Consider the following 14,336-nt stretch of genomic DNA (forward strand, 5'->3'; position numbering starts at 1 on the left):
CTTCAGTCCTGGCCGTCGAGTGCGGCGTGCACCAGGTCATCGACGGACATCGAGTCGATGCCGTCGTCGTGGGACTCCTCGGCGCCGTCGTCGCGGCCGATGAGCTGGAGAAGCGGCTCCAGCACACCGATCTCCCGGAGTTGCGAGAGCGGGACCTTCCCGAGCAACCGGCGGATTTCGGATTCCTCGTCGTCGACCTCGGTCACCCCGCCGGGAACCAGCTCTGCGAGCACGTGCTCGGTGAGGTCGGCCGGCGTGGGGTGGTCGAACACCAGCGTCGAGGCGAGGCTCAGGCCGGTGGCGGCGCTGAGCTGGTTGCGCAGCTCCACCACCGCCAGCGAGTCGAAGCCGAGGTCCCGGAACGGCCGGTCGGCGCGAACCACCGCGACGTCCTGCTGGCCCAGCACTCCGGCCGCGAGGGTGCGCACCAGGTCCAGCACGACCTCGAAGCGCCGTTCGGGTGCGTTCTCGAGGATCTGCTCGCGCAGCGCGGGTTCCCGCTGCGCGCCTTCCTCCGCCGAGGTGTCGTCTCCGACGAGCTCGCGCAGCAGCGGATTCGGGCGGACGGGGCGGACGGACCGCCCGGTGTCGACGGCGGCGACGACCGCGGTCGGCTCCTGCTCGGCGGCGAGTTGCCGCAGTGCGGTGCAGGCCAGTTCCGGGTCCATCGGCACGATCCCGGCGCGCTGCGCGCTCTGCTCGGCCTCGGCGGAACCGGCCATGCCGCCGCCACCCCAGGCGCCCCAGGCGATCGAGGTGGCCGCGAGCCCGCGTGACCTGCGACGTTCGGCCAGCGCGTCGAGCGCGGAGTTCGCCGCCGCGTAGTTGGCCTGCCCGGGACTGCCGACGGCCGACGAGGCCGAGGAGAACAGCACGAACGCCGTCAGGTCCGAGGTGAGCTCGTCCAGCAGCAGCGCGGAGTCCACCTTGGTGCGGAAGACCTCCTGGAAGCGGTCCGGTGTCATCCGGTCCAACACGCCGTCGTCGATGACGCCGGCCGTGTGCACCACACCGGTCAGCGGTGCCGGGACGGCGGCCAGCAGCGCTTCCAGCGAGGCGCGATCCGCGACGTCGCACGCCGTGATCGTGACGCCGACGCCCGCTCCTTCGATCTCGCGCCGCAGCTCGTCTGCTCCGGGCGCTTCGGGTCCGCGCCTGCTGGCCAGCACCAGGTGTTCCGCGCCTTCGCGGGCCAGCGCGCGGGCCACGTGCCCGCCGAGAGCCCCTGTGCCACCGGTGATGAGCACCGTGCCGGAGGGCTCCCAGGCCGGCGCCGGTCTCGGTGCGGGCGCCGGCACGAGCCTGCGGGCGAACACACCGCCCGCGCGCACCGCCGCCTGGTCCTCACCGTCCAGCCCGGACAACACCGCGCGGAACAGGTTCGCGGCCCGGTCGTCGAGTTCCACGGGCAGGTCGACGAGACCGCCCCAGCGCTCCGGGTGTTCCAGCGCCGCGACCCGGCCGAGGCCCCACACGGCGGCCTGCGTGACGTCGTCGAGCTCGTCGGACCGGTCCGTGGACACCCCGCTGCGCGTGACGCACCACAGCGGGGCGGTGAGCCCGGTGTCGCCGAGGGCCTGGATCAGCGTCGCGGTGAGCAGCACGCCGTCCGGTGCCGAGCCGCTGCCCACCCCCGTCAGGGCCAGCAGGGACACGACTCCGTCGAACGCGGTGCCGTGCGAGCGCAGGGATCGGGCGATCGCGTCCCGGTCGGCCGCGTCGACCTCGACCCGGACCGCATCGGTTGCGAGCGCGTCCGCCGCGCTGGAAACCCACTCGTGAGCGTCGTGCGGGACGACCACCAGCCACCTGCCGGTCAGTTCGCCGGTGTGGGCGCCTCCGAGCGGGCGCCAGGCGATCCGGTGCCGCCAGCCGTCCACCTCGGCGAGGTCCTGGCACTGCTTGCGCCAGTCGAGCAGCGCCGGCAGGACCTCCGACAGCGCCGCGCCGTCGACCTGGAGCACGTTCTCCAGCGACTGGAAGTCCTCGCCTTCGACGGCGTCCCAGAACGCGTGGTCGTCGGCGTCCGGCGTGGTCGCCGCGGCCGGTCGCGACATCGTCTCCGGCCAGTAGCGCTGGCGCTGGAAGGCGTAGGTGGGCAGGTCGATCCGCCGCGCACCTGTGCCTTCGAAGAAGGCGGACCAGTCCACGGCCGCGCCACCCGCGAACAGCCGGCCCAGCGCCGAGGTGAACCACGCCTGCTCGTCCCGCTCCCGCCGCAGCAGCGGAACGCTGCCTTCGACGAGCGAGGAAAGCGGCGCGTCGGGGCCGATCTCGATGAACCGGGTCACGCCGCTCTCGCGGGCGGTCTCCACGTTCTCGGCGAAGCGCACGGTGTCGCGCACGTGCCGCACCCAGTGCTCGGGCGAGGTCACGTCACCGCTGGTTACCAGCGGAATCCTGGGCTCGTGGAAGGACAGCTCCGCGACCACGTCCCGGAAGTCGTCGAGCATCGGGTCCATCAACGGCGAGTGGAACGCGTGAGACACGTCCAGCCGCTTGGGCTCCCAGGACTGCGCGAGCGCCAGCACCTCGCCCTCGACACCCGCCAGCACCACCGACGACGCACCGTTGACCGCCGCGATCGACACACCGCCCGTCAGCAGCGGCAGCACCTCGTCCTCACCGGCCCGCACCGACACCACCGCCCCACCTACGGGCAACGCCTGCATCAGGCGGGCTCGTGCGGTCACCAGGGCAGCCGCGTCCTCCAGGGACAGCACACCGGCCACGTGGGCGGCGGTGATCTCACCGATCGAATGGCCCACCAGCTGGTCCGGCACGAGCCCGAGCTCCTCGACCAGCCGGAACAACGCCACCTCGACCGCGAACAGCGCGGGCTGGGCGAACTCCGTGCGGTTCAGCAGTTCGACGTCCGAACCCCACACGACCTCGCGCAGCTTCGGGTCCAGGTTGTCGAGCACCTCGTCGAAGGCATCCGCGAACACCGGGAACCGCTCGTGCAGCCCGCGGCCCATCCCCAGGCGCTGCGAACCCTGACCCGAGAACAGGAAGGCGAGCTTGCCGTTCCGGGCGGCCTCACCGCGCAGAACCCGCGGGGTGCTGCGGTCCTCGGCCAGCGCGGTCAGACCGTCGATCAGCTGGTCGTGATCGCCTGCCAGCACGCCGGCGCGGTTCTCGAACGCGGCTCGCGTCGTCGCCGCCGAGTACGCGACGTCGGTGAGCGCGGGCTCGCCGGAGCGCACGTGGCCGAGCAGGCGACGGGCCTGCTCGCGCAGCGCCGCCGGGGTGCGGCCGGACACCGGCACCAGCACCTCCGTCACCGGAAGCGCCGATCCACCGTCGTCCTCGGGCCGCTGGCGGTACTGCTCGATGATCACGTGCGCGTTCGTGCCGCTGGCCCCGAAGGACGAGACACCGGCGCGCCGCGGGCGTTCCGCCTCCGGCCAGCCGGTCCGCTCGGTCAGCAGCCGGAGCTCGCCGGACTCCCAGTCCACGTGCGTCGACGGCGCGTCGACGTGCAGCGTCTTGGGCAGTTCGCCGTGCCGCATCGCCATGACCACCTTCATCACGCCCGCGGCGCCGGACGCGGCCTGGGTGTGGCCGATGTTGGACTTGACCGCGCCCAACCACAGCGGGCGTTCCCGGTCCCGCCCGTAGGTCGCGAGCAGTCCTCGCGCTTCGATCGGGTCGCCGAGCTCGGTTCCCGTGCCGTGCGCCTCGACGACGTCCACATCGGACGGTTCGAGCCCTGCCGAGGCGAGCGCCTGCCGGATCACCCGCTGCTGCGCGGGACCGCTGGGCGCGGTGAGGCCGTTGGACGCGCCGTCGGAGTTGATGGCGGACCCGCGGACCACGGCGAGGACCTGGTGGTCGTTGCGCTCCGCATCGGAAAGCCTCTCCAGCACGAGCATTCCCACGCCCTCGGCCCATCCGGTGCCGTCGGCGGAGTCCGAGAACGCCTTGCACCGGCCGTCCCGCGACAGGGCGCCCTGGGCGCTGAACTCGACGAACCCGACCGGCGTGGCCATCACGGTGACACCACCGGCGAGGGCCATCGAGCACTCACCCGAGCGCAGCGCCTGCGCGGCGAGGTGCAGCGACACCAGCGAGGACGAGCACGCGGTGTCCACCGACACCGTCGGTCCCTGCAAGCCGAACGTGTAGGCCACCCGACCGGACAGCAGGCTCGCGGACTGCGCCGTCTGCCACTCCATGCCGGTGATCTCGACCGGGGCTCGGTACTCGCCGCTGCCGCCACCGACGAACACGCCGGTGGCGCTGCCGCGCAACCGGGCCGGATCGATGCCGGCGCGTTCCAGGGACTCCCACGCCGCTTCCAGCACGAGTCGCTGCTGCGGGTCCATCACCAGCGCCTCGCGCGGTGAGATGGAGAAGAAGTCCGGGTCGAAGTCGGCGACGTCGTGCAGGAAACCGCCGCAACGGGTGGCGCTCCTGCCCTCGTCGCACAGCGCGCCGAGGTCCCAGCCCCGGTCGCCGGGCATCTCACCGACGGCGTCGACCTCGTCGACCAGCAGTTGCCACAGGTCCTCGGGAGACCGCACACCACCCGGGTAGCGGCAGCTCATGCCGACGATGGCGATGGGTTCGTTCGTCGCTGCCGATCCGGTGGTCGGCACCGCTGGGGCTTCGCTCTCGCCGAGGAGTTCGGCGACCAGGTGGTCGGCGAGCTCGGTCGGCGTCGGGTGGTCGAACACGAGGGTGGCCGACAACGTGAGCCCGGTCGCCGCGCCGATCTGGTTGCGCAGGTCGACCGCGGTGAGCGAGTCGAAGCCGAGGTCGCGGAACGGCGCGTCCGCCTCGACCGCGTCCGAATCGCCGTGGCCCAGGACCGCGGCGGCTCGTTCGCGCACCAGGGTCAGCATCGCGCTGCGCCGTTGGCCCTCGGCCATCGCCACCAGCGCCTGCCGCATCGCCGGTTCCTCGGTGGGTTCCTCCGCATGCGCCGCTCGGGCTTCCGGGATCTGGGAGAACAACGCCGAGCGTTCGGCGAGCGCTCGGGCGAAGGTGTCCCAGCGGACGTCCGCGACGGCGACGGCGGCTTCCTGACCGGGGACCACGCGGCTCAGCGCAGCCAGCGCGCGCTGCGCCGGGACCACCGGGAGGCCGCTGATGCGCAGGTGGGAGCTCATGCTCCGGTCGGTCGTCTCCGCCCACGGGCCCCAGCCGACGAAGCGGGTCGTGCGGCCGCGCTCGTCGCGCTGGTGCGCGAACGCAGCCAACCGCGCGTCGTGGGCCGCTTGCGGCGAGCTCCCGCGCACGCCCCACGTTCCGGCGATGGAACCGAGCACCACGAACGCGTCGAGCTCGCGGTCGTCGAGCAGCGCGTCGAGGTTGGCCAGCCCGGCCAGCGCGTGATCGGGCGCCTCGGCGTGCTCCTCGCCGGCATGCACCACCGCGGTCAGGTCGTCACCGATGGTGTCGAGCAGCGCGGCGAGCTGGTCGCGGTCGCCCGTGTCGCAGACCGCGACGGTCGCGGGAAGTTCCCGCGCCGCCTCGGAGGCGTCATCGACGCCGGTGAGCACGAGGTGGTCGGCACCGTTGTCGCTCAGCCAGCGGGCGACCGCCTCGCCCATGGGACTCGTGCCGCCGACGACGAGGACCGTGCCCCGGGGCTCGTAGGGATCACCGCTCGTGGCACAGCGCACCAGACGCCGGGCGTGGGCGCCGTCAGCGCGGATCGCGATCTCGTTCTCACCGTCGGGCACCGAGCCGAGCCACTCGCCCACGACCTCGGGCAGGTCGATCAGACCGCCCCAGCGCTCCGGGTGTTCCAGCGCCACCACCTGCGCCTCGCCCCAGATGTCGGCCTGGGCGGCGTTGCGCAGCGGCTCGGCGGCCACGGCGACGGCACCGCGCGTCACGCACCACAGCGGCGCCGTGATCCCGGCCTCGGCCAGGGTCGTCAGCAGTTCGTCAGGCCGGGTTCCCAGCAGCGACACGACACCCGCGAACTCCTCGTGCGCGTGCTCCGCGCGGACGGTCTCAGCTCGCACCACCTCGGCACCGAGCGCGTCGGCGGCGGCCGCCGCCCACTCGTCGCCGGTGGGCACGAGCGCCAGCCACCGTCCCCGCGCAACACCGGTGCCGGTGACCGGGGTCCAGGAGATGTTGTAGAGCCAGTCCTCCGAGCCGGATTCGGCGGTAGCGTTAGCGGTCTGGGGCCAGTAGCGCTGGCGCTGGAAGGCGTAGGTCGGCAGGTCGATCCGCCGCGCGCCGGTGCCCTCGAAGAAGGCGGACCAGTCCACGGACAGGCCTTCGACGAACATCCGGCCGAGCGCGGAGGCGAACGCCTCCTGCTCGTCGCGGTCGCGGCGCAGCAGCGGAACACTGCCTTCGACGAGCACGGACAACGGCCCGTCCGGTCCGATCTCGACGAACCGCGCCACCCCGGCCTCGCGCACCGCAGCCACGTTGTCGGCGAAGCGCACGGTCTCCCGCACGTGCCGCACCCAGTGCTCGGGCGAGGTCACGTCACCGCTGGTTGCCAGCGGAATTCGCGGTTCGTGGAAGGACAACCGCTCCACGACGGCGCGGAACTCGTCGAGCATCGGGTCCATCAACGGCGAGTGGAACGCGTGGGAGACGGTCAGGCGCTTGAATTCCCAGCGCTGAGCGAGCTCCAGCACCTCGCCCTCGACACCCGCCAGCACCACCGACGACGCACCGTTGACCGCCGCGATCGACACACCGCCCGTCAGGTGCGGTGCGACCTCGTCCTCACCGGCCCGCACCGACACCATCGCCCCACCTGCGGGCAACGCCTGCATCAGACCGGCGCGCGCCGACACCAGAGCTGCCGCGTCCTCCAGCGAGAAAACCCCGGCCACGTGGGCGGCGGCGACCTCACCGATCGAATGCCCCACCAGCTGGTCCGGCACGAGCCCGAGCCACTCGACCAGCCGGAACAGCGCCACCTCGACCGCGAACAACGCGGGCTGGGCGAAACCGGTCCGGTCCAGCGCTTCGACGTCCGAACCCCACATGACCTCGCGCAGCTCCGGGTCCAGGTGGTCGAGCACCTCGTCCAGCGCATCCGCGAACACCGGGAACCGCTCGTACAAGCCGCGGCCCATGCCCACGCGCTGCGCGCCCTGCCCGGAGAACAGGAAGGCGGTCGAACCGCCGCGCCGCACCGCACCTCGGGCGATCTCGACCAGGCCGGCGTCGGCGGGCACCAGCACGGCCCGGTGCGCGAACGCCGAACGGCTGGTCGCCAGGGAGTGGGCGACGTCGATCGCGTCACCGTCGGCGCCGCGCACCCGCTCGATCTGCGCGTCCAGCGCCGCCGAGGTCTTGGCGCTGATCAACCACGGCGCGGCCACGGGCTCCCGCCGCTCGACCGGGCGCGCTTCCTCCGCGACGCCCTCCAGCACGACGTGGGCGTTCGTGCCGGACAGGCCGAAGGCGGACACGCCCGCGCGGCGCGGACGTCCCGTCTCGGGCCATTCGGCCGCCTCGGTGAGCAGCTCCAGCGCGCCGGACGTCCAGTCGATGTGCGAGGTGGGCTTGTCGACGTGCGCGGTCATCGGCAGGATTCCGTGCCGCATCGCCATGACCACCTTGATCACACCGGCGACACCGGCCGCGGCTTGCGCGTGCCCGATGTTCGACTTCACCGAGCCCAGCCGCAGGGGCCGGTCGCGGTCGCCGAACGTGGAGAGCAGCGCCTGCGCTTCGATCGGATCGCCCAACGTGGTTCCCGTGCCGTGCGCTTCGATCACATCGATGTCGGCCGTGGACAGACCGGCGTCGGCCAGGGCGCTGCGGATGACGCGTTGCTGCGCCGGGCCGTTCGGGGCGGTGAGGCCGTTGGACGCGCCGTCGGAGTTCACCGCCGAACCGCGCAGCACGCCCCACACCTCGTGACCGTTGCGCTTCGCGTCGGACAACCGCTCCAGCACCAGCACGCCGACTCCTTCGGACCACGCGGTCCCGTCAGCCGCGTCGGCGAAGGCCTTGCACCGGCCATCCGGTGCGAGCCCGCCCTGCGCGGTGAATTCGACGAACGAATCGGGGCTGGACATCACGGACACACCACCGGCGAGCGCGAGCGAGCACTCGCCGCTGCGCAACGCGCTGGCCGCCCAGTGCATCGCGACGATCGACGACGAGCACGCGGTGTCGACGGTGACCGCGGGACCTTCCAGGCCGAGCGAGTAGGCGATGCGGCCGGACATGACGCTCGCCGTGTTGCCGGTGGCCAGGTAGCCCAGCACGTCGGCGTCCAGCGAGCGGCGGAGCACGTGCTCATAGTCCTGACCGTTGGTGCCGACGAAGGCACCGGTTTCGCTGCCGCGCAGGGACACCGGGTCGATACCCGCGCGTTCCAGCGCTTCCCACGCGGTTTCGAGCACCAGCCGCTGCTGCGGGTCCATCGCCACCGCCTCGCGCGGCGAAATCCCGAAGAACGCCGCGTCGAAGTTCGCGACGCCCTTGAGGAAGCTCGCCTCACGCGCGGCGGAGGCTCCGGAGTTCAGGACGGCGAGGTCCCAGCCGCGGTCCGTCGGGAAGGGGCTGACCGTGTCCTCGCCGTCGAGGAGCAACTGCCACAGCTCCTCCGGTGAGCTGATGCCTCCCGGGAAGCGGCAGCCCATCCCGACGATCGCGATCGGTTCGTCGGTGGCGGCACGCACGATCGCCACGGGTTCGGCCTCCACCGAACCTGCGGCCTGCGCGAGCAGGAACTCCGCCAGTTCCACGGGGGTCGGGTGGTCGTAGAGCAGCGAGGCCGGCAGGGTCAGGTCGGTGGCCGCCGCGAGCCGGTTGCGCAGCTCCAGCGTGGTCAGCGAATCGAAGCCCAGGTCGCGGAACGCGCGTTCGGCGTCGACCTCGGCACCACGCGCGTGGCCGAGCACCCCGGCGATGTGGGTCAGCAGCAGGTCGAGCATCGCTCCGCGGCGCTCGACCTCGGGCACCCTCGCCAGCTCGCGCAGCGGCTCCGGCTGCGCACCGGCGCGGGACCCGGCGCTGAGCTGCGCGCGCCGCGCCTCGGGCAGGTCACCCACCAGCGGTGCCGGGCGGAGCTGGATGAGGCCGGGGAGGAACCGCGCCCAGTCGATGTCGGCGACGGCGATGGAGGTGTCGCCGCGTTCGATCGCCCGCCGCAGCGCGGAGATCGCCAGCTCAGGAAGCAGCGGTGCGAATCCGCCGCGCCGCAACCGTTCCTCGACGCCCTCGTCGACCGCCATGCCTGAATCGGCCCACGGGCCCCACGCGACCGAGGTCGCCGCGAGCCCCTGCGCACGGCGCATCTCGGCGAACGCGTCCAGGTAGGCGTTGGCGGCGGCGTAGTTGCCCTGGCCCGCCGCGCCGAGGACACCGGCGGTCGAGGAGAACAGCACGAACGCGTCGAGGTCGGTGGTGAGCTCGTGCAAGTTGCGCACCGCGATCGCCTTGGCGCGCAGGACGTTGGTGAAGCTCTCCGGCGTGAGCGATTCGACCAGCGCGTCCTCGACGACACCGGCCGCGTGGAACACCGACGTGACGCGATGTTCGGCGAGCAGCGCCGCGAGGGCGTCGCGGTCGGCCGCGTCGCACGCGGCGATCGTGACCCGATCGCCCAGCTCCTGCGCGAGTTCCGCGGCACCGGGAGCGTCCGCACCTCGCTTGCCGATGAGCACCAGGTGCTCGGCGCCCGCCTCGACGAGCCAACGCGCCACGTGCGCGCCGAGCGCGCCCGTGCCACCGGTGACCAGCACGGTTCCGGGGCGGAACTCGCCTCCGGGCTCATCGTCGCCGACCTCGCCGCGCACCAACCTGCGGGAGTAGACGCCGGAGGGCCGCACCGCGACCTGGTCCTCACCGGTTCCCGCCAGGACGCCGGCGAACCGGCGGAGCGCGTTGCGGTCGAGCTGCTGCGGCAGGTCGACCAGGCCGCCCCAGTGCTGCGGGTGCTCCAGCGCGATGACGCGTCCGAGCCCCCACACAGCGGCCTGCTCGGGAACCGGTCCGGGATCGGTCGCGCAGGCGGAGACCGCGCTGCGGGTCGCGACCCACAGCGGTGCCTCGATCCCGCTGTCAGCCAGCGCCTGCACGGCCGAAGTGGTGGCCGTCAGCCCCGCGTGGAGGTCGGCGTCCAGGGCCAGCAGCGACAGCACACCGTCGAAGGAGCCGTCGAGACCGCGCAGCGATTCCGCGAGCACCGCCCGGTCCGGCTCGGTGACCTCCAGACCGACGACATCGACACCGAGTCCGTCGATCAGGTCGCTCGCGTCGTGCCCGGACGGCAGGAGCCCGAGCCACCGGCCGGTCAGCGCGCCGGAGGCCGTCACGGGCCGCCACGTCACGCGGTAGCGCCAGGAGTCCACGGTGGACATCTGGTGCCTGCGGCGCCATTCGGCCAGCGCCGTGAAGTCCTCGCGCTCCACCGCGTCCCAGAACCGCTCGTCGAGCGGCACCGAATCCACGGCCCCACCAGCCGAACCCCCGCCGGCGGGGACGGTCTCCGGCCAGAACCGCTCGTGCTGGAACGGGTAGGTGGGCAGGTCGACGGTGCGGGCTCCGCTGTCGGCGAAGAACGCCGTCCAGTCGACACCGGTGCCGCGCACGTGCACCCCGGCCAGTGCGCTGAGCAGGGACGGCACTTCCGCGCGGCCCGGGCGCAGGGCTGGCGCGAGCACGGCCTCACCGCCGAGGACCTCGTGGGCGAGTCCGCACAGCGTTCCACCGGGGCCGATCTCCAGAGCCGCGCGCACGTCCCGCTCGGCGAGCCGCGCCACGCCGTCGGCGAAGCGCACGGTGTCGCGCACGTGCCGCACCCAGTGCTCCGGCGAGGTCACGTCGCCTGCGGCGAGGAGGGGGATCTGCGGTTCGTGGAAGGACAGGCTCCCCACAACAGCTCGGAAGTCCTCCAGCACCGGGTCCATCAGCGGCGAGTGGAACGCGTGGGACACCGCCAGCCGCTGGGACTTCCAGCGCTGAGCGAGCTCCAGCACCTCGCCCTCGACACCCGCCAGCACCACCGACGACGCACCGTTGACCGCCGCGATCGACACACCGCCCGTCAGCAGCGGCAGCACCTCGTCCTCACCGGCCCGCACCGACACCATCACCCCACCTGCGGGCAACGCCTGCATCAGACCGGCACGCGCCGACACCAACCGGCACGCGTCCTCCAGCGAGAACACCCCCGCCACGTGAGCGGCGGCGACCTCACCGATCGAATGCCCCACCAGCTGGTCCGGCACGACGCCGAGCGAGACCACCAGCCGGAACAGCGCCACCTCGACCGCGAACAACGCGGGCTGGGCGAAACCGGTCCGGTTCAGCAGCTCGACGTCCGAGCCCCACGCGACCTCGCGCAACGGGCGGTCCAGTTCGGCGTCGAGGTGCGCGCACACCTCGTCGAAGGCATCCGCGAACACCGGGAACCGCTCGTAGAGATCCTGTCCCATGCCCAGGCGCTGCGAACCCTGGCCCGAGAACAGGAAAGCCGTGCGGCCGCGCGTCGCCACGCCACGCACGAGCGCCGCATCGGGCTGGTCGTCGCGCAGCGCGGTCAGACCGCGCACCAGTTCGTCGCGGTCCTCGGCGATCACCGCGCAGCGGTGCTCGAACGTCGAGCGCGCGGTGGCCAGCGTGCTCGCGAGATCGGTCAGGTGCAGGCCGGGACGCTCGTCGAGCAGTTCCAGCAACCGCGCTGCCTGCTGGCGCAGCGCGCCGTCGGCGCGGGCCGAGACGAGCACCGGAACGGTGCCGCCGACCGGCTCGGCGTCCGGCGGCTCGACCGCAGGCGCCTGCTCCAAGATCGCGTGCGCGTTCGTCCCGCTGAGCCCGAACGACGAAACCCCCGCCCGGCGCGGACGGTCGACCTCGGGCCACGCGGTCTCCTCCGCGAGCAGGTCGATGGCACCGGGAACCCATTCCACCTTCGTGGACGGCTGCTCGACGTGCAGCGTGCGGGGCAGCACGCCTCGCTGCAGCGCCTCCACCACCTTGATCACGCTGGCGACGCCGGAGGCCATCTGGGTGTGGCCGATGTTGGACTTGATCGAGCCGAGCAGCAGCGGCCGTTCCCGGCCCTGGCCGTAGGTGGCGAGCAGGGCGTCCGCCTCGATCGGGTCGCCCAGCGCGGTCCCGGTCCCGTGCCCCTCGACGGCATCGACGTCGGAGGCTTCCAGGCGCGCGTTGGCCAGCGCCTGGCGGATCACCCGCTGCTGCGCGAGTCCGTTCGGGGCGGTGAGCCCGTTCGACTCGCCGTCCTGGTTGACGGCGCTGCCCCGCACCACCGCGAGGATCTTGCGGCCCTCGCGCTGCGCGTCGGAGAGCCGTTGCAGCAGGACGAGACCGACGCCCTCGGCGAGGGTCATGCCGTCGGCGGCCTCGGAGTACGCCTTGCAACGCCCGTCCCCGGCGAGTGCCCGCTGGCGGCTGAACCCGACGAAGGCGCCGGGAGTCGACATGATGCTGACACCACCGGCGAGGGCGAGCGAGCTCTCCCCTCCCCGCAGCGACTGGCACGCGAGGTGCAGGGCCATCAGCGACGAGGAGCACGCCGTGTCCAGGGTGACCGCGGGTCCTTCCAACCCGAACAGGTAGCTGATCCGCCCGGACAGGACGCTGGAGAGCGCACCGGTGATCATGTGACCCTCGTCGGGGGCCGATCCACCGCGGCTGGCCGAGTAGTCCTGGTAGCTCGCGCCGATGAACGCGCCGGTGGGGCTTCGGCGCAGGTCGTGCGGGTCGATGCCCGCGCGCTCGATCGCCTCCCACGCGGTTTCCAGCAGCAGGCGCTGCTGCGGATCCATCGACAGCGCTTCGCGCGGGCTGATGCCGAAGAACCCGGGGTCGAAGTCGGCGGCGTCGTGCAGGAACCCACCCTGCGCGGAGTACGTGCTGCCGGGCCGGTCCGGGTCCGGGTCGTGCAGGACGTCGTCCCAACCGCGGTCGGTGGGGAAGCCTGAGATGGCGTCGACGCCGTCGGCGACCAGCCGCCACAGGTCCTCCGGCGAGCTCACGCCGCCGGGATACCGGCAGGCCATGCCGACGATCGCGATCGGCTCGTCCTCCCGGACCGCGGCGACGACCGGTGCGGCGCGACGGGTCTCGGTGCCACCGACCTCGGACAGGAGGTGGTCGGTCAGGGCCAGCGCGCTCGGGTGGTCGAAGACCATCGTCGTCGCCAGCCGCAACCCGGTCGCGGCGGCGAGGCGGTTGCGCAGGTCGACGGCGGTGATCGAGTCGAAGCCGACCTCGCGGAACGCCCGGTCCTCCGGGAGCGCGTCGGGGCTCGCGTGCCCGAGCACCTTCGCGGCCTCGGTGCGCACCAGCTGCAGCACCGCCTGCTCGCGCTCGACCGCCGGCAGCGCGCGCAGCCGCGACACCAGGCCGCCGTCCGTCGCCTCGGGCTGCTCGGCCGCTGCGGTGAGCCTGCGGACCTCGGGGACCTCGTCGAACAGCGTCGTGGGACGCGCCGCGGTGAACACCGGGTGGTACCGGTCCCAGGCGACGTGCGCGAGGGCGAGCTCCGTCTCGTCGTCCTCGATCGCCCGCTGCAACGAGGCCAGCGCCAGCCGCGCCTCCATGAATTCCAGGCCGCTGCGGCGGATCTGCTCCGGGTCGACGCGGCCGAGTCCGAGGTCGTCGGACCAGATGCCCCACGAGATCGCGGTCGCCCGCAGGCCGCGGGCGCGGCGGTGGGCCGCCAGCGAGTTGAGGTAGGCGTTGCCCGCCACGTAGGCGGCGTGCTCGCCACTGCCCCACATGCCGGAGATCGAGGAGAACATCACGAACGCGTCGAGGTCCTCCTCCAGCAACGCGTCCAGGTTCCGCGCGCCCTCGACCTTGGCGCGCAGCACCTCGGCGAGGGCGTCGACGGTGGCTTCGTCGATCGAGCACAACCCGATGCTGGCGGCCGCGTGCACGACCGAGCGGATCTGGTGGCCGTCGGCGCGCAGCCCGTCGAGCAGCGCGGCGACCGAATCGCGGTCGGCGATGTCGCAGGCGACGACCGTGGTCGGGGTGCCGAGCTCGCCCAGTTCGTGGACGAGTTCGGCGACGCCGGGCGCTTCCGGACCGCTGCGGCTGGTGAGCACAAGGCGCTCGGCGCCCAGGTGCGCCAGCCAGCGGGCGACGTGCGGTCCGAGCGTGCCCGTTCCGCCGGTGATGATCGTGGTGCCCCGCGGGCACCACTCACCGGGCCGATCGGCCCGGGCCGGGGCGCGGACGAGCCGGCGGACGAGCACGCCGTTGGTGCGAACGGCGACCTGGTCCTCGTCGCCGGGCTGGCCCAGCACCGCCGCGAACCGGCGGGCACCGCGCTGGTCCAACTCCTCCGGCACGTCGATCGAACCGCCCCAGCGCTGCGGGTGTTCCAGCGCGGCCGACCAGCCGAGTCCGAGGGCCAGCGCCTG

At 72.9% G+C, this 14,336-nt stretch carries 1 protein-coding gene (only partly in view); it reads right to left on the minus strand.

The window, feature by feature from the left end; translation table 11 throughout:
• Positions 1 to 2: 2 nt before the first annotated feature.
• On the minus strand, positions 3 to 14,336 hold the 3' portion of the coding sequence (locus E1161_RS16605; protein WP_235875081.1) for a type I polyketide synthase. 12,735 nt of this gene lie beyond the right edge of the window; only the last 14,334 of its 27,069 coding nucleotides appear in the window; its start codon lies beyond the right edge, outside the window; the stop codon is at positions 3 to 5.

This window comes from Saccharopolyspora aridisoli (genome assembly GCF_004348445.1).
Taxonomy (GTDB): Bacteria; Actinomycetota; Actinomycetes; order Mycobacteriales; family Pseudonocardiaceae; genus Saccharopolyspora; species Saccharopolyspora aridisoli.